Genomic DNA, 23,554 nt, shown 5'->3' with positions numbered 1-23,554 from the left:
GCGGACGGGTACGGAAGGAGAGCCCATGGCGCGCAACGCACACCCGGAAGTCACACGGCGGCGCATCCTCGATGCCGCGCAGAAGCTGTTCTCCGAAAAGGGATTCGAACACACCTCGATGCAGGACATCGTCAATGAGCTTGGCAACCTCTCCAAGGGAGCGATCTACCACCACTTCCCCGGCAAGGAAGCCATCCTTGAGGAGCTCACGCATCGGGATTGGGAAGCCAGCCACGGCCTACTCGACGAACTACGCCAACGCACCGACCTGACCGGACTGGAGAAGATCCGCGAGGTCATACGCCGGTCGGTCACCAGCGAGACGCATCTGGATATCCAGCGCGACGCCGCACAGTTCCTCGAGGACTCCACCACGCTGGCCCACAACCTGCAAAGCTGGCAGACCACGGTGGCCGACGGATTCCACACCCTCATCATGGACGGCGTGAAGGACGGCTCCATCACCACCGAATACCCGCGCGAGGCTGCCATCCTGCTCTCACTGCTACTCAACTACTGGGTCGCCTGCGCCCCCACCGCCGCCGACACCGAGCCCCGAACGAGATGCGTGGCGACCATGCTGGCCGCCATCGGCCTGCCGGTGTTCAACGAGGAGTTGATCGATCTGACCGTTCGCGGATTCCAGGCCTTCAACGCCCCGAGCTTCTACCCCGAACCGCACGACACCGCCGACGATCGCAACCGCTAGTCCCGCGCCCACAGACCCTCGCACGTCCCGGCAACGGCCATACGAAGCTCTGCCCCTCCGCCCTTAGATCCCCGACAGCCACTGCCAGGCACCCGCCCGGCAACCCGCCGGCAGGTCGCCTGTCGTCCCCAGTCCACTACCCCGTCCCAGTCCACCCCGTCCCAGTCCACCTCACCCCAGTCCGCCACCCCGCACCAGTCCCCATCGACTTACAAAACCAACACGTCGATTCGTCGACGCCAATCACACCCAATTATTCATACCGTCGGTCGGTATGTAACAGAAAGGAGCGACCATGCATCGCCACAGCACAAACCCACGTCCCGCCCCGAACAACGGCCACCTGCCTCGCCGCCCGACGAACCCACTGCTCGGACGCGACTACATCCTGCTCGTCATGGGACAGGGATTGTCCCTGTTCGGCAGCATGATGCTGCGGTTCGCCATGTCGATGTGGGTGCTGGACGAAACCGGGTCGGCCACGGTCTTCGCCTCGGTGCTTGCCGCGGCGATCGTCCCCACCATCCTGCTCTCCCCGTTCGGCGGCGTACTAGCCGACCGCGTCAACCGCCGCACCATCATGGTCGCGCTCGACGCGGGTTCAGGACTGCTCGTCCTGGCCGCCGCCTCATGGTTCGCCGTGCAGGACGGCGGATTCAGCATCATCGCGGTCGGCGCGCTGATGGTCTCCTTGTCGGTGCTGAGCGCATTCGAGACGCCGACCGTGCAGGCCGCGCTGCCGCAACTGCTCCGGGGATCCGGCGAGGCCGTGATTCGCCGCGGTATGGCCGTCATCAACCAGGTGCAGCAACTGTCCTCGCTGCTGCCGAGCTTCATCGGCGGCGCCTTGTACGGGCTCATCGGCATCGGTCCGCTGCTGGGCGTCACCATCGCCTGCTTCTTCTGCACGGCCGCTCTCGAATGCTTCATCCGCCTCGAACCGCCGCAGAAGAACAAACCCCGTGAACCGATTCCGCCGACGATGGACCACGCACACTCCGACCGCCCCACACCTCAATCGGACGGCACGGAGACGTCGCCCTCCGGCACCGCTCGCGGCTGGATCTCCGACATCGCGGCCGCGTTACGGTTCCTGACGCATGAGCGGCCGAATATCCTCCGGCTCATGCTCCTGGCCTCGGTGATCAATCTCTTCGCCGTCGGCTATTCGGCCGTGGGGTTCCCGTTCATGATTCGCACGGTATTGGGCTTCGATGCCGCCGTGTACGGCATCTGCGACGGGATCATCGGCATCGCCGCGGTCATCGGCGCCATCCTTGCCGGCCTGTTCGCCGCCGCGCTGACCATCGACCGCATGCCGACGGCCATGGCCGCACTCGGCGCGGTCATCCTACCCGCAGGCGTCGGCTTCCTGCTCCCGTTGGGCAACATGGCCAAGCTTATCGCGCTGGTCTCATCCTGCTGCCTGGTGAGCCTCGCGTGCAGCTTCACCAACATCATCGCCATCCCAGCCATCCAGATACGCACACCGGAGACCATGACGGGCAAGGTCATGTCGCTGTTGGCCAGCTTCGCCACCTGCGCGCAGCCGCTCGGGCAGATGCTGTACGGATGGTTGTATGATGCGGTGGCCCCGGAATGGATCCTTTTGGGCACGGCTGCGGCGATCCTCGCGCTATCCGCCGTATCCGCCCCGTTGTTCGCCCACTTTGACGGCCCCTCGCACGGTTGACATCACGGCCATCTGACGGCTTCCGCACCATATGTCGCCCCGTTCATTGCGGCAATCCTCCGAGGCTCACCCGATGACGCGACGTTGGGACGCTCCTTTCGCTTGGGATACGGTCACATGCGCATTCATCATGCCGACAATCAGGAATTACGCATCGCCTCGGGCATCGGCGGACCTTCGTGATCGTGGTGGCCGAAGCGCCGGGCCAGGGCAGCCCCGACGTCTTAGTCTACGGTTAGCCAGATTGGCAGAAGGGAAGCCTGCGCCACCGAGTTCGATCAACTCACGACCGCCGATCAGATCGGTCATCTCGTGGCGTGAGCCCATCCGGGTTCACCGTGCATGGCGTGTGGTCATTGCCCCGGATATGCGACTTTCCGAAACATACGGCTCCGCTGTCGCCTCCGCACTTGCCGATCGACAAGCATGGAGGCGACGGCGCTACGTGAATACGGGAACGGACGAGCCCGTAGGCGTCCGTCCGCTGCCGGCCGATCAGTCCACGTCGGCGCCGAGGGCGGCGAGCTTGCCGCGGAAATCGGCGTAGCCACGGTCGATCAGCGAGATGCCGTGCACGTTCGACGGGCCGGAGGCCGCGAGCGCCGCGATCAGGTGGCTGAAGCCGCCGCGCAGATCCGGCACGTCGATGTCACGGCCGGTCAGCGGGGTGGGGCCGAAGATGACGGCGGAGTGCTTGTAGTTGCGCTGCTGGAAACGGCAGGGCAGCGAGCCGAGGCATTCGCGGTACAGCTGCACGGTCGCCCCCATCTCCACCAGCGGCTTGGTGAAGCCGAAGCGGTTCTCGTACACGGTTTCGTGCACGATCGACAGGCCCTTGGCCTGGGTGAGCGCCACGACCAGCGGCTGCTGCCAGTCGGTCATGAAGCCGGGGTGTACATCGGTTTCGATGGCCACCGGGTTCAGGTCGCCGCCCGGATGCCAGAAACGGATACCCTTGTCCGTGACGTCGAATTCGCCACCGATCTTGCGGAATACGTTGAGGAAGGTCATCATCTCCGGCTGGGTGGCGCCCTTGACGAAGATGTCGCCGTGAGTGGCAAGCGCGGCGGACGCCCAGCTGGCGGCTTCGATGCGGTCGGTCAGCGAGGTGTGCGTGTAGCCCTTGAGCTCCTTGACGCCTTCGATGCGGAAGGTGCGGTCCACATCCACGGAGATGATGGCGCCCATCTTCTGCAGCACGGCCACGAGGTCCATGATTTCGGGCTCGGTGGCGGCGCCGGACAGTTCGGTCTTGCCTTCGGCCAACACGGCGGCGAGCAGGGTCTGCTCGGTGGCGCCGACCGACGGGTACGGCAGATGGATCTTCGCGCCCTTCAGTCCGTTCGGCGCGGTGATGTGGATGCCGTCGGCGTGGTCCTTGTCCACATCGGCACCGAGCTTGCGCAGGGTTTCGAGATGGAAGTCGATGGGCCGGCCGCCGATGTTGCAGCCGCCGAGCGCCGGGATGAAAGCCTCGCCGAGGCGATGCAGCAGCGGTCCGGAGAAGAGGATCGGGATGCGGGAGGAGCCGGCGAGGGTGTCGACGTCAGCCACGGACGGCATCTCGACATGGGAAGCGTTGATGGTCACGATGCCCTTGTCGCCGTTGACGTCCACGTCCACGCCGTGCAGGCGCAGCAGGTCGGATACGACGTGCACGTCGCGGATTTCCGGCACGTTCTTGAGCACCGAGGTGCCCGGCGCGAGCAGAGCGGCCACCATGGCCTTGCTGACGAAGTTCTTCGCGCCACGCACCTTGATGGTGCCGTTCAACGGCTTGCCTCCCTCAACGTGCAGGACGTCTTCCTTGTTCTCGGCCACAGTCAACCTCTTTTCATGAAAACACACTGTATTCCAGTGTGCCACAACGCTTGTGGCGACGCGGTGAAATGCGCCATAAGCGGTAATATGCTTCGCCGCACTGTCCCTTTTGGGGGAATCCGGCCCCTCCCTACCGCGCGGGAGAAGACCGCGCAACGGATGGAGGCAGGAAGCACGCCGCCATCTCTCATCGGAAAAGACGCAACCATAAAGTCAGCCCGGCCACGGCTCCGCACTAGGGAGAGGACGGGGCAATAGGACGACGAGACGACTCAGCGGGACTTGATGCGCCGGGCCAGCCGCGCGTCCCACATGGCACCGGTAGCGCTCATCACGGCGTCGGCGCCAGCCGTACGGTAATCGTCGTAATCCGACGGTTCCACCACGCCGCCCACGCCGATAATCGCGAAATCCAACCCGAGTCGTTCACGGATCGCAGCCAGGCGCGCGACCATATCGAGTCCGGCGTAACGGATCGCATGCCCGCATACGCCGCTGCGTTCCCGGCCCGCGCCGGGCAATGCCTGGTTACCGTTCGCGTCGACGAGCCTGGCGGAGATCGTATTGATGGCGGCAATGGCCTGCACGGTGCCGCGGGCCACGGTCTGCCGCACCATCAGCTCCAACGCCGAGTCGTCGGTCACGCGCGCATAGGTGTAGTGCCCCGCCCTGGAGTCCTGCGGCCACGGTTCCGTTGCCACCGGCGGGATGTACGCCAATTTGATGATAAGCGGGCGATCGGCGATCTCGTTCTTGACCGCTTCGGTGATGCGACCGACCAGATGCGGATCGTGGCACAGCAACCGGTTATGTCCCTCGTTGGGACAGCTGGTGTTCATGGCCATCAGTCCCGCGCCCGTCTCACAGACCAGCCGCGCGGTGGTCACGTGATCGGCGATGTAATCGTCGGTGGACATGCCTTCTACGCGTGAGCCTTGGAAACTGGGCACCAGCAGCTGCCCATGGCCCGCCGCCGCGATGGCTCGGCGCATGTCCGGCTGCCAGATGTCGGGGTCGCGCGAGGGCACGCCGAAGGAGTTGGAGATGGAGATCGGCGTCTCGTAACGGGTGTCGGCGAGCACGCCCTCGTCAAGTTCGGGGCTGCCCGGAGTCAGGAGGCCGTCGACAGACCGGGGATGCACGGCGAGTACATTCGGGAACGCGTTGCAGCCCCAGGCCCGCGACCGTACGGTTTTGTAGACGGACAGGTCGAAACCCATGCGGAATGCGGCGGTGGTGAACCGTTCGTTGAGCAGCGGTCCGGCGGGGATGCCGAACGGCAGGTTCACCGGGAAACCGAGGAACGATTCGCACGACGACGCTGCAGATTGATTGCCCACCCGCGCTGGATCCGCCAGCGCCTGCGCGAAGGCGCCGAACGGGCCTTGCGCGTAATTGTCGTCATAGGTGCGGTTGACGTCGTAGAACGGCTCGAAAGACTGGTTCATGGTTCCATCTTGTCACACGCCACCCCCGCAATGTGGTTGTTTTCCGATCCGCGACCAACCACATACGCGCGGCCGAATGCACCGCAGCCATCAGGTTTAGACTCGCCGTGCCTGACTCGCATTTGGCACTGTCCCCATGCTGTGTTATGGTTACATCTTGTGCTTGAGATGCGTCTGCATCGAGAACACCATGGAGGATTCGCCTAGTGGTCTATGGCGCACGCTTGGAAAGCGTGTTGGTGTAACAGCCTCACGAGTTCGAATCTCGTATCCTCCGCCATCAGGGTTTTGAGCCATGCTCAAAACCCTTTTTTTATTGCCAACGACGATGGAATTTCAGTGATTGCCCGATCTCCTTCATCATCATCCTTGTCGACCCAACTTTGCGGTAACACGGACGGCAAGATAAGCGGCACCACTCAAACACTTGAGCGACAGACTTCAGAGTCGCCCGCATGTCCCCATAAAGACGAGGAACACATACCGTTTTCTCTGAATTCAGGAAAAAGCACTCCAAAGTACCCGAGCCGGCATTACCGCGTTGCCTCGTACCGCGCACTGCGGCCGCCTCCGATTTTTTGAGCCCGCCCCTCTCTAACCAGCTTCCGCAGTTGATAGTATGCCTGATTCGCGTCAAGGTGCAGCAGTTCCATCACATCGCTTTTGGTCACTGAGCCCTGTTTTTTCATCAGCTTTGTTATCAGCTCCGGGTAACGCACCCTATCGATATCCGACTGTCTGACGTATTCCACCACTTTGCCACTGCGACGGGACACTTTCGACCCCAACATGTATGAGCGCCGAACACCAGCGCCAGAGCTTTCGACAAGCCCAGACTCAGTCAACTGCCCCAATACGGTACGCAGACGTTGATCGCTCATGTCCAAAGATTTCAACAGAACTTCAAAGCTGCAACGCCTTTCCCCCTTAAGCTTGTCCAAGATGAGCAGCCCGTCGAGCGGCAAGGATCTGCCGCTACGCTCACGCTCCTCAGCCAAGAGCTCCACGAATGCTGTATCAGGCGCGCTCCTCGGCAAAAGCACGGACACCCCGCGCTCGTTCGATCTCGAATAATCAGGCAAGGGGCGCCCATAGTTCAGAGCACCCTCGAAAATACGATCGATGCCACGGCCGGCCCGCTCAGCAAGCCCGGTCCTTTTCAGCGCGTCCATGAGACATGGATTCCGCCCATGAGGCTCGGCAGTAAGCAGATTATGAATGCTGATGCCTTCCACGAACCCACCTGGATTAGCGATGGTCAGCCCGGCGTCATCCATCAGCACACGCACGCGGCCAAGAACGGAGTAGTCCCTGTGTCCAAACGCATTGACCAAGGCTTCCCTGAACGCCCTCTCATCGAATTCAGGCACCATCGAAGAAAACAGTCCTACATTCAGTTCCGTCCCCGGATTCCATGGTTTAAACGCTTCCGCTATTTGTTCTATGGTTTTGAGCAGCGGTCCACGATATGTCTGGTTCACCCGGATATCGGTGCCTACAAGCACTTGGAAAACTGCTTCATTCGTTGGGACAAGGCGCCGCAGCGACTCCTCGCTGCCGATAAGCAGCAAACCGGTCAAAGTCGGCGTCATACCACCATTCACAGATACGGTAAGCCGCAAGGACTTCTCTAGATCCTCATCCTCAAGTTCCAGAAGATTACGATCGCTGGACTGGTATGACGCGATAATCCTACGCAGGCGATCGCGCTCCAATGGATCAAAGTCCTCTCGGCTGGAACCCGGCACCGGTTGCGCAGAATAATCAAGTTTGCCCAAATCCGACAGACGCGTAGCGATCTCATATGGATACATGGGCACACTTTCAGGAGTACCGTCCACTTTCATCATGCGACGAAGGATCTTCCCGGACTTCGTCGCCACAACGCTCTGCGATTTAGGCACATCAACTTGAATCACGGGTATATCCTCGCCAATCAACTGCGCACGAACCGATATCGGAGGAACGGTCTTATTGGCTATCATCGCGGACATCCCAATAGGATCCTGGTGCTTCCGCCGCACACCAGTCGGCGTGCCATCATCCTCGACGCCCAGATACACGCACCCACCGTCAGTATTGGCTAGGGCAACAACGGCTTCCACCAGATCCGAATCAGGTAGACCCTGGGCCTCCTTGACATCACTTTTAAACTCTTTAGTTAAGGTCTCTTTGCCGTATTCATGAGCCATTCGCCATCACCCACTTTGAATCTCTGAATTATTCTCTGAATTATACATTCTTTCTCTGAATTCAGAGAAAATTACCAAATTCAGAGAGAACTACCAAACTCAGAGAAAATATCCTCAAGACGATCAAGCGGCGGAAAGACAAGAGGCTTTCCGGTCTCGGCATCTGATTAGGGGGGTAAGGAGAGCACAGAACCTGATTGTTATGATAAAGGCGACCGAAAGGCCAACAACCTGTACACGAATTTGACAAACTCGATGAACCGTGCCGCCAGGATTGGATTTTCCAAGATTGAGATATCTGGGTCAGCATCATGCGTCGAGCGGCGGACGCACAGCATCGCAATGCCCCGAGGCGTTCTTAATTGGCTGGCAGCGATACCACATGCCGATGTATCCCCACGGAGCACAAGAGCTCGGCCCGCACCCCAAACGCCGACCACCGTACACCCCGTACATCCCACCTTGATTCAACCACAACTTGATGCGTATTCATCCGACCGATGACGTACAGGGGCATAACTTCAAGCTGTTTCCGACTTGTCGTCCGAACTATATTAACGATCATACGTAATCATTGCAGTGCGCTCTGTGATGTGTTGCGGATCCGCAACACATCACAGAGTGTGCGACAGATGCGTCTGGCGCGTGTCCTGCTCAGTCACAAAACGCACGCATCGCACACGGGAATACAACCACGTTCGGTCACGCCACGAGCGTATCGGTCTTGACCTCAGCACGCTTGCCGACCTCGCTGTCATCGTCGGACTCACCCGGCTTCTCATCCTCCAGCAGCGCCAGCACGGTGTCGCCGTACTGCTTCGGCTCGCAGAGGATCAGTGCGAGCGCGGCCTTGCGCGCCAAGTCCTCGTTGGGCATGCGCGCCATCGCCACGACAGCCATACCGGCACCCACGCTCATCATCGAACCCTCTTCGTCGCCGGGTGCATCACAGCACGGCGTGACGCCGCACGACCCATCGCACACCCCATCGAGACAGGATTCATCGGCACAATCGGCGTCACGTCGCTCCGCATCCAACATCGCATCACACTCCGCCTTGCTGAGTCCCGTGCATTTCGGCAGGTCGGAGGCTTTCACCTTGCCCGAAGCGACCGCAGCCTCCATCGCGCGCCGCACCTGATCATCCGCACAGGTGTTGAGCACGTATACCGGCAGCACCAGGAACCCGATGTCCTTGACGAACCCCACGAATTCACGCAGCTGTTCCACACCTCTATCGAACAACTCCCGATCACGGTCCTCAAGTCCCAGCCACAGCATGCCGGCATACGAGGGACCCATCAGCGAATTCGCCACGTCCTGCAGATACGCGGGATTACGCCACAACGGCAGATCCGGCTTGTCTCCGGTCCGCTCAACGTCCATGAGGATCTCATGCGCCGCGCAGTCACTCCGTTCATTCCACAGCGATTCAAGGGCCTCGATCAGCCGTTCGGCGTCATACACATAACGCGTATCGACCTCCGCGAACCCGGGAGCGCGTTCCCCGTCCAACACCGTCACCTCTCCGGCGGCGAGCGCACGCGCATAGTCCAGATCCGCCGCCGCGCGCAGCTCCTTGATGTAATCCACCACGCGCCGGTAGCGCATATCGGGCAACGCACCCATGCCGAGTACCTTGTCGTCCTCACGCAGCATGCACATGCCCAGCCACGGCTGCGTAATCATCATGCCGGCGATATCCAGGCTGCGCGGCTCTCGTCCGCCCCATCGCAGCATGCTGTATGCGGCGAGCCGGTACATCTGCGCGCAATGGTCATGCATGGCCCACTTCTGTTCACGCTTGTTGCCGTACCGTCGTCTGCCGTTCCGCGCGCAGCGTTTCGCCAATTCCCGCGCGGGCACCGGGTGGATGAGCAACGGCGTGCGGTCCGAGGGCTCCCCCACAAACAACGCCTTGGAAGCGTCGTTGACCAAGTCGTACAACCATACCGTCATGCCGTATTTGCGCACCACAGATGCCGTTCCCTTCATGAACCGCCGGCATTCCGTGATTAAATCGCCCATCAGAGACGATGCGGCCGCGCAGATGGTGGTGGTCCAGCCGCCGCAACCGTATACGTCATCAGCCAGGACAAACAACCGGTGGTCCAACGGATCCCGCCGTTCGGGATGGGCGCAGGCCTCACGCATGGCCTCGGGCGAGGTCAGCTCCCCGAAACGCCGTTCCAAACGGTTGACCGACTGCAGGAATCCAACGGTGTCCATTGCCAAGATAGCCATGATGTCCCCTTTGCCGCGCCATATGCGACTGCCGGACGGTCCGGCCGATCGGCGCGTACAGGACACTCTGGCACACCGCGATCCGCGTTGCCACAGGCCTTCGGAAATCTGTGGATATGTGGATGAAGTTATACTTATCCACCATGCGCAGGAGGTGTCAGGGACTGCCGGCCGATTACCGGCCGCCCGCAGCCCCGCATCCGAAGCGGTACAGCGCCCACCCGTCGGCATAGTCGCCGGCATCGGAATAGTCGCGCACCTTGACGAGCGTGCCGTCCGCCACATACCGGTCGATCAGATCCTGGCGATGGAACGGATCGTATTGCTCCTTGAAGGTGAACATCTGCAGACTCTCCGCCTGCGGCCCCATCGTCAGGAAATACTCGGGTTCCTCCGGATTGATCGGGCAGACCGTGTCCAGCAGGACGTCGCCGTCACCGGAGTCGAAGGTGCGCTCCACCTGTCCGAAGATGGCCCCGTTCTTTTCGGCCATCGGATTGTAGATTGGGAACAGCATCTGCGTGCCGAACGCGGCCATGCCGTACATCGAACCGTTCAACGGGTCGGAGATCACGGTGGCCTCGTCCCCCACGGTTTCCGCCACGTCCTTCAGGATCTCGTATTTCGTGCTGGTGAGTTGTTCGGTGGGTTGGTCGTCGCTCAACTCGTAATTGGCTCGGATCGAATCGCTCATCGTCGCACGCGTGGTGTCCGTGAACAGGCAGGTCGTCGTCAACGCCGTCACCAGCGCCACAGCGATGACCGTAGGTAGCGTCGAATACGTCCGACCGGATCTCGGGTGGTTGTGTCCCGTCCGCTCGTCGGCGATTGCGAGCACGTCCTCCGCTCCCGCAGACATGCCGGCCCCAATACCGGCACCAGCGTTACCGCGTCCGCCGGCGCCGCCCCGAACGCACGCCAGCATGCACACGGCGAAACAGATCAGCGGCACCACGCCGAGCGGGATCATCGTCAACGGCCGCGTCTCCGCCCGGTACCAGGCGGCGGCCACGATGTTCGGGAACCATCCGGTCAACGCGGTCGAGCACACGTAGACCAATCCGTTCAGCAGGAACGCCAGCAGCAGTGATATCGCGTCCTTGCGCACCTCGCGAGCGGTGAACGGCCGTTCCGAGAAGCGCACGGCAGACCGGCAACCGGATGATGCGGTACCCACGCCGTCGCCGGTTCCACCATCGCGACCGTCGCCGAGACCACCATCGGAACCACCGGACACCGTCGACGCCGCTGCGGCCGCAAACCATCGCGGTCGCACCATCACCACCACGGCCACCAGAACGGCCATCAGCACGCCCACGGCCATCACCGCCCCGGCAACGCCCGTCAGGTTCTCGGTCACATACACGCGCAGCGCCTCCGGCACAGTGCGGTTCGGCACGAAGGTGTGGAACCAGCTTGACGGGTCGAAATACCGGTCGGACTGGTACGAGGACATCATGTACAGCAGGAACGCCACCGCGCACACCGCCACGGCGCCGACCATGGCCAGGATCAGCTTCCACGGCAGACGCAGCAGCACGAACGGCCCCATGAACAGCAGCCAGGTGAACGCGATGCGCGGATGCGCGAACAGGCACAACCCGCCGGTCAGCACCGTGACGGCCATCCATCGCGCGATACCCTGCCGCGCGGCAATCGCATCGAACAGCCGCAGCGTTGCGACCATCCAGAACGGCAGTAGCGAGGTCGCCAGCCCGTAGGCGAGCAACGGCCCGGATTGCAGCATCTGATACGGATGGCAGGGAGAGACCACCGCCAGCAGCGGCACCAGCACCGCCATCGCACTGGAGAACGGACGCCACGGCGTACGGCCGTCCACCCGCCGCGTCCAATATCCGATGAACATCTGCATGCCCGCCGGCCAGATCAGACCGGCACCCACCAGCCACACCACGTTGAACGCCGCATAGACGCTCACGTTCAGCCCCAGCAGCTCGCCGGCCTTCACCAGACCCGCCGCCAGCAGGTGGAACAGGGGCGGGTAATACGCGTCATTCGGCCAGAGGTGGGTGGCCGCCCCGACCCCTTCGTCCAGGATCTTGCGGATGAAATAGTAATGCGCCGGGGCATCGATCTGATGCAGCGGATAGTCCCACACCGCCTCCCCGCGCGGGAACCACAACAGCACCACCGCGAACGCGGCCAGCACGCCCAGCACGGAGCAGATCGGCAGCAGCAATCGACCGGGCATCATCCGTTTCGCCACAGTCCGCATCGTAATCGCCGGCACCGCGGCTGTTTGCGCGGCAACCGACCGTACAACGGTTCGCATGATGCCTGCCGATGCTTCGCCGCTGCACGCCTCGCCACTGCCGTTCTCCGCCTTATTCGCCGACACATCCGCCACGGCTTCGACTCCCGTCATCCGTCGTTCTTCATGCACCCAGCCATCGTATCGCCGCACACGGAACTCGGCCCGCCCAATCGGCACCATTCCGATGCCTCTCTCCGCCGCGGCTTCCAGCGCGCTCTCAGACTTCCCCAAGCGGTATAACAGAAATGCACAAGATAACATACACGTAGCCTGACCATAGTGGTGGCTACGGGCGACCCGCCGCGCACACCTCGCCGCGGCCGGTCGCCCGGCCACTGTTGACCCGCGGCGACGGCCATCGCCTTCGCCGCACCGTGAGAGAACTGGAGAAATGCCGCATGTTCGTTCTCAAGAACGCGTGGGCCGCCGTGATGCGCCGGAAATGGCGCTCGCTGCTGACCCTGCTGATCGCCCTGCTCGTTACGTTCGGTTCGATGTTCGGCTTGGCGGTGACCGCGGAGAACGAGACCGCGAACGGCGCCACCTATGACGCCCAGCAGGCGAACGCCACCATCACCCTGTCCGACAAGGGGTTCGCGGAACGAGACGGCGCGGATCCGTCCTGGCCCGACGATCATCTGATGTCCTGGGACGATTACACCGCGTTCGCCACTGCGGCGCAGTCCGCCGGCCTGCAGTTCAGCTATACGGTCACCGAGTCGGTGCCGGTCCGGCAGAGCGAGTCGATCAAGCCGGTCGGCACGGCGGATGAGGCAAGCGCCGACGACACCGGCGGCGAGCTCACGCTGCGCGGCTTCTACACGCTGGATGCGGCGCGCGCCAATGATCTGGGCCGCTACCGCGTGGTGGAGGGCAAGCATCTGAGCTATGCCGGCCGGGCGCCGAAGGGTGCGCTGATTTCGCGCGAAGTGGCCGATGCGAACGGTTTGAAGATCGGCGACACGTTCACCGTGGGCCACCCCACCGATGCCGGCACCACGCTGGAGATGACGGTCCGCGGCATCTACGAATACGTGGACGACGAAGCGCCTTCCGGCCGTGGCGATGACGCCGAGCTGAGCAAGGACAACCGGCAGAACGCCATCTATGTGAGCGCGTACACGTTCATTGTCAGCAACAACCTCGATTCCGGCGAGGAGACGGGATGGGCCAAGCCGGATCTCAACATCATGTTCATGCTGTCCAGCCCCGACGACTACCAGTCGTTCGTCAAGGCCGCCAAGAAGGCCGACGCCGAACTCAAGGACGGGTATGAGATCTCGTCGCCGTCGTTGGAGGCATACCGCAAGTCGATCGCCCCGCTGGGTGCGCTGAACGACACGATGCGGATCACGATGATCGCGCTGTGGGTTGCGGGCGGCCTGCTGCTGGTGGCGTTGGTGGTCTCCGACGGGCTCCGACGGCGCGAGGAGATCGGGTACGCGCTGACCGTGGGCGTCTCCAAGGCGCGTCTCGGCTGGCAGTTCATGCTGGAGGTATGGATGGTGATACTGCCGGCGTTCGCGATCGGCGCACTGGCCGGCGGATTCGCCGCCGGACCGCTGGGCGCCGCGTTGGCCGACGGCCATGCGACCTCGATGACGGCCGACGTGGTCTGGACCGTGGTCGGCGCGGGGCTCGGCTGCTGCCTGGCGCTGGCGTTGGTGGCGATGCTGCGCGTCGCCGCGTTCAGGCGCATCTCGCTGTTTGATTCCCGTTCGGAGGTGACGGCATGACCGACAAGGAACTGAAGGATATGGACGAGACCACGTCGATGGATACGACCGCTGCGGCGGATACCACGGACGAGACGACGGTGGATGTGAACGAGGCAGTGGACGACGTACTGCTGTCCGATGCGGACGAGCTGCCGTTCGATGTGGATTTCGACGAGACGACCAAAGTCGATACGGCGTCCGCGCCGGCACCGGCGGACGGCGGCGCGGACGTCGTGGCCGCGAACGCCGACCACGTCAACGCCATGCTCAGTCTGGCCACACCGCGGGAATCGACCGACGACGATTCATCCCCCGATTACATCGAAACCCCGCGTTCCGCCTCGTCCGCCACGGCCGTCTCCACCCACATCGACCGTGAGGTCAAGGTCGGCGACGAGGATCTCAACCTGCTGCGCGCCTACCCCACGCTGTCGCTGCACGACGTGACCTACCGCGACCGCAAAACCGGCCGCACCCCCGTCGAACACCTGACCTGCGCGTTCGAGGCGGGCACGGTCTCCGCCATCCTCGTGCCCGACGGCGACGACATGGCGCGCACGGCGATGGTCGGCCTCCTGTCGGGATTGCTGATGCCGGAATCCGGCCACCTGATGAACCGCAGCGCGGAGTACCTCAGCATCGAACCGCTCGAACTGCGCGGACACCGCATCGGCCTGGTGCCGCAACGGTTCGCGGTGCGCGGCGACCTCTCGCCGGTGCGGAACCTCGTGTACGCCATGGACGCCTCCAACCGCAACTTCCTCAAGCCCAAGCCCGTGTTGGCCCGCGAACTGCTGCTGGCGTCCGGACTGGACGAAACGCTGTTGGACAACCGCGTCGATTCCCTGAACGAGGTCGACCGCCGTCGTGTTGCCATCGCACGCGCGGTGTGCTGCGAAGCGGAGATCATGGTACTTGACGAACCGTTGGATGGGCTGGAGGACGGCGAGCGCGACACCATCATGGAACTGCTGCGCGGCATCGCGCACGGCGATCCGAAGCGTTGCGTGGTGGTCGTGACGCAGGACGCCGCCGTTGCGGAATCGGCGGATCAGACCGTCACGCTCTGACGGCAAACCGTGCCGTCGGGAGCCGCCAATCAGATCATGCGCATGTGCCAGTGCTCGGCGAGCGCCGGCACGTCGGGCATGCCGTATTCACGGACCAGGTCGAGCCAGCGTCGCTTGTTGTCCTCGCCGAAGCGGGCGGCGCGGGCCGTGTAGGCGTCGGCGGACACGAACTTCGGCGGCACGGATTTGCTGTGGTACTTGTCCGCCACCATCACCGCCTCCTGCTCCAGATTGAGCGGCACATAGTCGTCGGGCGGCAGCGGCAGGCCCTGGGCGATGACGCTCTCGCGAGTGAGTCCCACGCCGGTATGGTTGCGCGCGAATTGCGCGATCGACTCGTCCACGCCCTCCTCAAGCAGGTACTCGTAACCGAGCAGACCGTGCAGGATGTAGCGTTTCTTGCTGAACTCCAACGGTTCGCCGTTGCTGCCGTTATGCTTCTTCTTCAATACGCGGTAGGTGCCGATGTCGTGCAGCAGGCCGCCGATCACCACCAGGCGCTCGTCGATGAGGCGCGGCGGTACGGTGCCGCCGCTCACCCCGTCCGTAGGAGCCGTGACGGTGGATTCGGACAAAACCACATGCGGGGCGTCCGGAGCGCGGTCCGGTGACTCCGGGTAGCAGCCGGTCCGTTCCGGCGCATCGGCGGGCAGGGTGCAGCGGCGCATGAACAGGGCGTTGCGACGGCGGGCCAGTCGGCGGGCGATGTCGGCGACGATGACGCAGTGCGTGTGAATCAGGTCGTAGGCCGCCTGGGAGGGGGCGATCTTGCGGTGGAGTTCGTCGATCTGTTCCATGGTGGGGATGGTGCCGCTCATACCGCCATTCTATGCACGAAACTCCGGATTCCGCAGACCAGGCGCCGGGCGGTCCGTCATCCATCCCAAGCGGGTATGCCGCGGGCGGCACGCGGCTCGCACGGGATGGCCGAACATGCTGCGAGGGCTTACCCTAGTAAGTATGGAAATTCATGTTTTGGACCACCCGCTGGTGGAACACAAGCTCACCGTCCTGCGTGACAAGAACACCTCGTCCGCCACGTTCCGCGAACTCGTCTCCGAGCTGGTCATGCTCGAGACCTACGAGGCCACCCGCAACATCGATGTTGTGGATTGCCCGATCGAGACACCGATCTGCCCGATGGTCGGCAAGAAGCTGTCCGACCATCCGCGTCCGATCATCGTGCCGGTGCTGCGTGCCGGCCTGGGCATGCTCGACGGCATGACCCGCATGCTGCCGACCGCCGAGGTCGGGTTCCTCGGCATGAAGCGCGACGAGGAGCATCCCACGCAGCAGATCACCTACGCGAACCGTCTGCCCGACGATCTGACCGGCCGCCAGTGCTTCCTGATCGACCCGATGCTCGCCACCGGCGGCACGCTGGTCGCCGCCACGCACTACCTGGCCGAGCGCGGCGCCAAGGATGTGACCGCCGTGTGCATCCTGGCCGCGCCGGAGGGCATCGAATTCGTCGAGAAGAACATCGACCCGTCCATCGACTTCAAGGTGGTGGTGTGCGCGGTGGACGAGGCCCTCAACGAGAAGGCCTACATCGTCCCCGGTCTGGGCGATGCCGGCGACCGCCTTTATGGCGTCATCGACTGAGCCTGTCCGCCTGTTACGGAAAATCCCGGCTACCGAATACCTGGTGGCCGGGATTTTTGCTACACCACGCCCGATGCACCCGGGCCATTTGTGACTCTGCGATATCGCGGCTGTGATGCATGGTCCCAGAGCCGCGAAATTCCGCCATTCTTGCGAGACATCGCAGAGTCACAAAGTATCAGAGTCCGGGAACAGGACCCGAAGATATGGTGGTCGAACCAGGCATCACATTCGGCCCGGCTCACATATCCGCGAACGACACCAATCGCACGTTCCCGTCCTCCGCCGCACGCGCCCGAAGTCGGTCGGTGAACCCGGCTTTGGAGAACAACATGTAGTCCTTGCGCTCCATATCCACCAGCGCACTGCGGTACCGCAACTGCTCAAGCTCGGGGATATCGGTCGATTTGCCGCGCCATTTGCATTCGCAATACAGACGGCGGCCGGACGGCTTGCCGTCCGCGACGATGTCGATCTCCTCCTGCCGCTTGGTTCGCGGATCGCCTCCCCACCATCGGCCCATATGGGTGAGCAGGAACGGCACCCGGTCGGTTGCAGTATTGGCCCATAGCCACTGGCGGCATATGTCCTCGAACACGCCGCCCATGTAGTTCGGCAGATCCTTCATGATGAGCTGGACGGCGATATCGGCATGTCCCGACTCGATCAGTGACATATTGTCGGGGATATACCGATACCAGAAACGAAAGAGCAGGTCCTCGATCCGCCAGATGCCGCGACGGCTCCCCTCGGGATAAGGTGTCTCCTTGACGATGATGTGCAGATCCGACAGGTTGCGCAGATAATGGGAGAGCACGGTTTGTTCGATATGGGAGCCGTTGGCTATCTTGACGCCGCTGCTCGCCCCTGACGCGATGGTCTGGATGATGTTGTTGTACTCAGCCGGCTTCCGCAGCTCCTCCTGCAGCAGCTTGCCGGGCTCTTCAAAGAGGTAGGCCGAAGGGTCCAACACGTTCCAACGCAGGTTTTCCTCCAGGCTCACGCCGTCATCGAACTGGATGAGATATTGGGGGATGCCGCCCGTTATCCCATACACCACGGCGGCGTCCTCCTTGCCCATATCGGGCACGAAACCACGGCTTTCGCGATAGTCGAACGGCATCACCTTGATCTGCGCGGTCCGACGCCCGTACAACGGGCTCTGATACCCCAGCACCTGGCGCTCCATGAAACTCATACTCGACCCGGAGAGGATGAGCATGAGCTTACCTGTTCCATGATGTTGGTCGATCAACTGCTGGAGCAGTGAGGACACCATCGGCTCCGCCTTGGCCAGATACGGGTATTCGTCAATGACCAGGATGAGACGATCGCGTTCGGCCATGCGGAACACATCCTCGAACGCATCCCTGTAGTCCTCATACACGGGCGAGCCCACGCTGTTCAGCCCGTTGCGGTACCGCGCGATGCTGGCGCTGAGCCCTTTAAGGTTGCGTTCAGCGCCGTTCTCGGTGGCGGTATAGAAGATGGCGGGCTTGTCTTGAACGAATCGATTGATCAGAGCCGTTTTGCCGATCCGGCGACGCCCGTACACAACGACGCACTCGGACTTCCCGCTATCATAACGGCGCTGCAGCATCCGCAACTCGGTCTCGCGTCCGATGAACCCCACCATGATGCAGCCTTTCTGCAAGTACAATACTTAGTATTATACTTTACAGTACCGTACTTTTATAAAATTGCGCCCCGCGTAACCAGGAAACCCACAAACGCAACCGCAAACGAGGCCGCCCGCCCCCACTCCCCACCCCGACACGCCCGGCCTGCGCGGACTCTGACACATCGTGACTGTGATACATTCCAGAAAACGGCGGAATAACGCCAGTCTCTGAAAGTGTCAGAGTCACAAAAGTGTCAGAGTCCGCACAGGCCGGGCGTGTCTCAGTGTTCGTCGGGGACGAACGACTCGAAGATGTGGTGATCGAACCAAGCGTCGCATTCGGCCACCTCGTCGCGGCTGCGCACGGTCCAGGAGACCGGCACCGCGCCCAACGCACGGTTCAGGCGCACCTGCGGGGAACCACCGCTGCGCCAATCGCACGCCACGAAATCCGGACGGGACAGCCAGTTGAACAGCAGCCGACCCGCGGCCCAATAGGTCACGTCGGTCTGCCCCAACGGCAGCGGCTCGATCAACTGGCCGCGGCACACCTCCGGACGATGCTCCCTGTACCAACGCATCGCCATCGGATGGAACGACTCCACCACATACGGACCCGCATACGCCTGCAACAGTGCGTCGCCCTTCTCCATCAGCTCCTCGCAACGCGGCGTCCAATCACTGCCATCGATCTTGTATTCCACAATCAGCGGCACGCGACCCGCCACCACCTTGAGCACGTCCGAGAACAGCGGCACATGCTGGTAATACCCCAGCGGCGGCTTGGCCGGGGTCACCACCAGGCCGGGGGCCTCCACCGCGTTCGGCACCGGCTCGGCCAGCTCGCAGCCGGGGCGCGACGGCGTGGGATACAGCGGGATCCGGGTCAGCTCGTCATAGGTCAGGTCGCAGATGCGGCGCGGATCGCCCGCCACACGCATCAGCGTCTCATCGTGGGCCACCACCACCTGGCCGTCCATCGTCAACTGGATGTCGAGCTCGATGCCGTACCCGGCCTCACAGGCGGCGGCGAACGCGGCCAGGGAGTTCTCCGGGGCGATCGGGCCGACGCATTCGGGCGTACCGTAGCCGGCCTTCATCGCCATCCGGCGCGCCAAGGCCACGTACTCCCCGCTTTCAGCCGCATACTGCGCGGTCAGGCCGGAACCGGCGTCGTGCAGGCCGCGATGCGCGTACCAGACGTCCGGAATCGACGGCACGTAGTTGTCGCGCTTGTCGGAGAAACTGCGCGGGGCGATCGCCCACGCCGCGGCACCCGCCGCAGCCGCGCCGGCCAACAGCACCTTACCGAACATCCCACGTTCCGCCATGATGCTCCTTCCTCGGGTCGGATGGTCCACTGCTACCGAGACTAGCCGCACGCCCCGTCTTTGCCGGGGTCGCGGCAGGGTTCCGGCATGGCACCAGGCTCCGTGATCCGGATGCGGGTGAAGTATTCGGTGTCGTTGTCATGGTCGATGCGTGCGCCGAGATGCCGTTGCACGGCAAGCGACGCGGGATTGTCCTTGTTCACGGACAGGTACGCCTCCTTGATGCCGTACTCGGCCAAGGCCGTCACGAGGATCATGCGCAGTCCGGCGGTGGCGTAGCCGCGTCCGCGATACTCGGGCGCGATGCCGTAGCCGATATGCCCCGCGCCTTCGCGCAGACGATCGTTGAGACGGTGCCGCAGGTTGAAGATGCCCACATAGTCCCCGCTGTCGTTCACCAGGATGTACTTGGTGGCGGGCACGTACCCCTCCGGGAGATTGCGGCCGGCGTGCATATCCTCGACCTTGCGCATGTATTGGGCGAATTCGTCGCGACTCAGGCCATACGCATCGTTGACGAACCCATGCTCGTCCGCTTGGAATTTGCCGAACAGTTCGTATGCCCTATCCAAGTCGCCAGTCCATGCCTTAATCAGCTTCATGCCGCCATGGTAGCGCGGATCATCGGGGAATGCGGGTGGGCAGTACCACGTTTACGGAGCGGTGCGGTTGACGCACGAGCCCGAATCGTAGCTCCCACTCGCACGCGCCTCAGCGCCTCTTGGAACGGCGGCCCTTGAAGTAGATGTCGAAGACGATCCACACGGACAGCACGAACGCCACCACGTAGCCCATGAACCCGACTACGGGGATGCCGAACACGATCGGCGGCACACCGGCGAAATACACGATCGACGAGCCCACATACAGACCGACCACGATCAGCGCCATCGTCAGGCGGTTGACCATCTCGGAGAGCATGCGCATCGGCTCCTCGGCGCCGGCCAGCTCCATGTTCACCCGCAGCTGGCCGCGCGTGAGCATGCGCGCCGCCACCTTGGTCTCACAGAGCGCGCCGAGCAGGCCGTGCAGCGCCGCATGCGCCTCGACTCCCAACGACTTGACCTCATCCGCGGCGGCGCGGTCCAGGGGCTTCGACGTGGCGATGTGCTCCGAGATGATCTCGATCATGTTCACGTCGGGGATGAACTCGTCCAGCAGCCCCTCCAACGTGACCAGCGCGCGGGCCACCGTGGTCACCGTGCTCGGCACCTCGATGCCGTGCCGCTGCGCCAGCTGGGTCAGCGCGGTCACGAACGAGGCCAGGTCCAGGTCCTTCAGATCCACGGTGCCGTATTCGGCCACAATGGTGTCCAGATCGGCCAGCAGCGCCGGATAGTCGGACGCATCGGACTCAGTGCCGGCGAATCGCAGCAGGCCGTCGGCGAGCGCCGGCGAGTCCTGTTTGGCCACGGCGAAGATCATCTGCTTGAGCACCGAACGGATTTTGGCGTTGAGCCGGCCGGTCATGCCCAGGTCGATCAGGACGATCTGTCCGCCGGCGATGATGATGTTACCGGGGTGAGGATCGGCGTGGAAGAAGCCGTCGTCGAGCACCTGGGTGGCGTAGTTGTCGACGAGCTTGGTGCCGATCTCCTTAAGGTCGTATCCGGCGGCGATCAGCTGTTCGGGGTGCGAGACGGAGATGCCCTCCACATAGTCCATCACCACCACATGCTCGGTGCACAGATCCATGTAGGGTTTCGGGCAGTCCATGTAGACGTAGGGCTGGCAGAAGCGTTTGAACTCGGCCAGGTTGCGGGCCTCCACGAGGAAGTCCGTCTCGGATTCGAAGGTGTCCCAGAGTTCCTCGACCACACCGCCCAGATCCACCACCTGCGCACTGGGCATGACCCGGGTGGCCAGACGGGCGATCGAACGCATGATGGATACGTCCTGGGCCATGGTCTCACGCACACCGGGGCGTTGCACCTTGACGGCCACGTCCTCGCCGGTGAGCAGTGTGGCCCGATGCACCTGGGCCAGCGATGCGGAGCCCAGCGGGGTGGGGTCGATGTGCTCGAAGATCTCGCCGATGGGGCGTCCGTATTCCGAGGACAGCGTCTCCAAGACTGTCTGGTACGGCATCGGGTCGGCGTCGGCGCGTAGTTTCGCCAGTTCGTCGCAGAATGCCTGCGGCAGGATCTCGGAGCGCATCGAGAGAATCTGTCCGACCTTGACGAAGGTGGGGCCGAGCGCCTCCAGCATGAGCCGCATCTTGACCGGGGTCAGGCCGTGGATGACGTCGAATTGGTTGGCGATGCGGGCGATCTGCCAGAGTCGTTTGAGTTTGTTGCGCCGTGTCAGATGGTACCGCGCGGCGAATGCGTCGTTGCGGCGGGATCCGAATAGGCCGATGAGTTCGGCGACTTCCGCGTCGGGGGTGCCGGGAACGTATGCGCGCGCGTACGGAGGCGCCGATGTGGGGGCGCCCGACGCAGAGACATCCGGTGCGGCGGCATCCGACGTGGGGATATTCGATGTCGGCTTATTCGACGCTGAAGCGTCGGGCCGCTTTGTTGCGCCCGATGGCTGCCGACTGGTCTTGGGGGATGGGGATACGTTGCTCATTGCGGCATCAGCAACCGTCCGATGCGCTTGCGCGACACCGGACGGTTATAGGTGGAAGAGCCTTACTCGGCCTGATCGGCCCTGGCCTCGTGCTCTTCCTTAACCTCTTCGGCCTTGCGCTTGAGCTCGGTGTTCAGGGCCTTGCCCTGCTCAACGGTCAGCTCGCCCTTCTTGACCAGATCGTCAACGATTTCCTGACCCTTCTCCACTGTGGTGGCCAGGGCGCCGACGCCCGCCAGAAACACCTTGCGCAGGCCTTCACCGAAATCGAAATCAGCCATCGTGTCCTCCTTTGAACGGATGTGGTTCCACTCTACCGCACCCCGCACTTCACGCCGGTTCAACATTCGAGGGACGATATCGAAAAACGGCACAGTGGCGTCAAGCCATCCCTTATCGGAAAAGTGTGTTATGCAACACTTTTCCGCATACCCGTGCAGGGGATGGGAAAACAGCGCTTTCCGACGGAACGCTTACCGCGGCCTGCCGGCGGCCACGGCCCTGGCTTTGGCGGCGATTCCGTCGATGCGCGCGAGTTCGGCGACCCGGTCCTTGGCCTGGCGCGGTTCGAATGCGCCGTAACGCCGTTCCGCGGCCGCGCGGATGAGGAAATCCGCAATGGCCGGGTTCTTGGGCAGCAGCGAACCGTGCATGTAGGTGCCGATGACGTTGTTGACGCGCGCGCCCTCGGTGTGGTCCTCGCCGTTGTTGCCGGTGCCGTCATGGTCCACACGGCCCAGCGGTTCGACGCCCGGATCGAGGAAGGTCTGCCCGGAATGGTTCTCGTAGCCGATGATATCGCCGAAGTGCGCGGAATGTTCGACGAGGTTGCCGATCATGCGCACGTCGCGCCCGATGGTGTGGGCGCCGATGATGCCGATGCCGTCGAGCCGAGTGCCGTCGATTGTCTCGAAGTAATGGCCGAACAGCTGGTACAGGCCGCAGATCATCAGCATCGGCACGCCATCCGCGGCGAAGCGGCGCAGGTCGTCGGCGCGGGCGAACAGGTCGTCGATGATCTTCTTCTGCCCGGTGTCCTGTCCGCCGCCGCCGAGGATCATGTCCACGCGCTCCGGCCACGGGTCGCCCTGGTTGATCTCGTGGATGCGCGGCGCATACCCGTACAGCGCGAGCCGCCTGGCGACGGTGAGTACGTTGCCGGAGTCGCCATAGATGTTCATATCCTTGGGATACAGGGAGACGACGTCGATGACGCCGGCAACCCCATTGGTCTCGTTGGTTTCGCTCATCGTCGC

17 protein-coding genes and 1 tRNA gene are annotated in these 23,554 nt (G+C 62.9%); 6 read left to right on the top strand and 12 right to left on the bottom strand.

Annotated features, from left to right (window positions below):
- Positions 1 to 25 precede the first annotated feature (25 nt).
- Together BIGA_RS08645 and BIGA_RS08640 are read left to right on the top strand one after the other, a co-directional pair.
- Positions 26 to 709, top strand: a complete 684-nt coding sequence (locus tag BIGA_RS08645) for a TetR/AcrR family transcriptional regulator (RefSeq protein ID WP_051917211.1) — start codon at positions 26 to 28, stop codon at positions 707 to 709.
- 295 nt (positions 710 to 1,004) lie between these two features.
- Positions 1,005 to 2,402 carry an MFS transporter gene (locus BIGA_RS08640; protein WP_081929626.1) on the top strand — a complete coding sequence of 466 codons (1,398 nt, stop codon included), beginning with the start codon at positions 1,005 to 1,007 and terminating at the stop codon, positions 2,400 to 2,402.
- A gap of 495 nt (positions 2,403 to 2,897) precedes the next feature.
- Here the strand turns inward: BIGA_RS08640 and murA are convergent, their stop codons facing one another.
- Positions 2,898 to 4,223 carry a UDP-N-acetylglucosamine 1-carboxyvinyltransferase gene (murA, locus tag BIGA_RS08635; protein ID WP_033507858.1) on the bottom strand — a complete coding sequence of 442 codons (1,326 nt, stop codon included), beginning with the start codon at positions 4,221 to 4,223 and terminating at the stop codon, positions 2,898 to 2,900.
- Between the two features lie 272 nt (positions 4,224 to 4,495).
- A complete protein-coding gene (locus BIGA_RS08630) occupies positions 4,496 to 5,671 on the bottom strand; it encodes a beta/alpha barrel domain-containing protein (protein ID WP_033507859.1) in 1,176 nt (391 codons plus the stop codon).
- Between the two features lie 192 nt (positions 5,672 to 5,863).
- On the opposite strand from BIGA_RS08630, the gene BIGA_RS08625 reads away from it, so the two are divergent.
- A tRNA-Ser gene (locus BIGA_RS08625) sits at positions 5,864 to 5,951 on the top strand.
- Between the two features lie 253 nt (positions 5,952 to 6,204).
- Here the strand turns inward: BIGA_RS08625 and BIGA_RS08620 are convergent.
- The 3 genes from BIGA_RS08620 to BIGA_RS08610 form a co-directional block, all read right to left on the bottom strand.
- Complete coding sequence (locus tag BIGA_RS08620) at positions 6,205 to 7,863, bottom strand: ATP-binding protein (protein ID WP_033507860.1); 1,659 nt, start codon at positions 7,861 to 7,863, stop codon at positions 6,205 to 6,207.
- A gap of 702 nt (positions 7,864 to 8,565) precedes the next feature.
- The gene (locus BIGA_RS08615) at positions 8,566 to 10,107 is read right to left on the bottom strand and encodes a hypothetical protein (RefSeq protein ID WP_152596024.1); all 1,542 of its coding nucleotides are present in this window, start codon (positions 10,105 to 10,107) and stop codon (positions 8,566 to 8,568) included.
- A 175-nt stretch (positions 10,108 to 10,282) separates the two neighbouring features.
- Complete coding sequence (locus tag BIGA_RS08610; RefSeq protein WP_237744099.1) at positions 10,283 to 12,334, bottom strand: DUF6541 family protein; 2,052 nt, start codon at positions 12,332 to 12,334, stop codon at positions 10,283 to 10,285.
- Positions 12,335 to 12,780: 446 nt separating this feature from the next.
- Between BIGA_RS08610 and BIGA_RS08605 the strand changes: the two genes are divergently transcribed.
- A complete protein-coding gene (locus BIGA_RS08605; RefSeq protein WP_033507372.1) occupies positions 12,781 to 14,118 on the top strand; it encodes an FtsX-like permease family protein in 1,338 nt (445 codons plus the stop codon).
- Complete coding sequence (locus tag BIGA_RS08600; RefSeq protein ID WP_033507369.1) at positions 14,115 to 15,170, top strand: ATP-binding cassette domain-containing protein; 1,056 nt, start codon at positions 14,115 to 14,117, stop codon at positions 15,168 to 15,170. Before BIGA_RS08605 ends, BIGA_RS08600 begins: the two co-directional genes overlap by 4 nt.
- A gap of 29 nt (positions 15,171 to 15,199) precedes the next feature.
- Here BIGA_RS08600 and BIGA_RS08595 read toward each other — a convergent pair whose 3' ends face one another.
- Positions 15,200 to 15,988 carry an HD domain-containing protein gene (locus tag BIGA_RS08595; RefSeq protein WP_033507367.1) on the bottom strand — a complete coding sequence of 263 codons (789 nt, stop codon included), beginning with the start codon at positions 15,986 to 15,988 and terminating at the stop codon, positions 15,200 to 15,202.
- A 142-nt stretch (positions 15,989 to 16,130) separates the two neighbouring features.
- On the opposite strand from BIGA_RS08595, the gene upp reads away from it, so the two are divergent.
- The gene (gene upp, locus BIGA_RS08590; protein WP_033507365.1) at positions 16,131 to 16,775 is read left to right on the top strand and encodes a uracil phosphoribosyltransferase; all 645 of its coding nucleotides are present in this window, start codon (positions 16,131 to 16,133) and stop codon (positions 16,773 to 16,775) included.
- A 241-nt stretch (positions 16,776 to 17,016) separates the two neighbouring features.
- On the opposite strand, the gene BIGA_RS08585 is transcribed toward upp, so the two are convergent.
- The 6 genes from BIGA_RS08585 to BIGA_RS08560 all read right to left on the bottom strand — a co-directional run bounded on the left by BIGA_RS08585 (position 17,017) and on the right by BIGA_RS08560 (position 23,548).
- Positions 17,017 to 18,411, bottom strand: coding sequence for an ATP-binding protein (locus BIGA_RS08585; RefSeq protein WP_033507363.1), 1,395 nt, complete (start codon positions 18,409 to 18,411; stop codon positions 17,017 to 17,019).
- A gap of 266 nt (positions 18,412 to 18,677) precedes the next feature.
- Positions 18,678 to 19,727, bottom strand: a complete 1,050-nt coding sequence (locus BIGA_RS08580; RefSeq protein ID WP_033507361.1) for a glycerophosphodiester phosphodiesterase family protein — start codon at positions 19,725 to 19,727, stop codon at positions 18,678 to 18,680.
- Positions 19,728 to 19,768: 41 nt separating this feature from the next.
- The gene (locus BIGA_RS08575) at positions 19,769 to 20,329 is read right to left on the bottom strand and encodes a GNAT family N-acetyltransferase (RefSeq protein ID WP_051917208.1); all 561 of its coding nucleotides are present in this window, start codon (positions 20,327 to 20,329) and stop codon (positions 19,769 to 19,771) included.
- A gap of 109 nt (positions 20,330 to 20,438) precedes the next feature.
- The gene (locus BIGA_RS08570; protein ID WP_051917207.1) at positions 20,439 to 22,298 is read right to left on the bottom strand and encodes an ABC1 kinase family protein; all 1,860 of its coding nucleotides are present in this window, start codon (positions 22,296 to 22,298) and stop codon (positions 20,439 to 20,441) included.
- A 62-nt stretch (positions 22,299 to 22,360) separates the two neighbouring features.
- Positions 22,361 to 22,579, bottom strand: a complete 219-nt coding sequence (locus BIGA_RS08565; protein ID WP_033507359.1) for a phasin family protein — start codon at positions 22,577 to 22,579, stop codon at positions 22,361 to 22,363.
- A 192-nt stretch (positions 22,580 to 22,771) separates the two neighbouring features.
- Entirely contained in the window at positions 22,772 to 23,548 is a 777-nt protein-coding gene (locus tag BIGA_RS08560; protein WP_033507357.1) for a type 1 glutamine amidotransferase, read from the bottom strand.
- Positions 23,549 to 23,554: the final 6 nt, after the last annotated feature.

Origin of the sequence: Bifidobacterium pullorum subsp. gallinarum, assembly GCF_000741215.1 — a bacterium.
In the GTDB taxonomy this organism is placed as follows: Bacteria; Actinomycetota; Actinomycetes; order Actinomycetales; family Bifidobacteriaceae; genus Bifidobacterium; species Bifidobacterium pullorum_B.
This window is presented reverse-complemented; position numbering and strand designations above follow the sequence as displayed.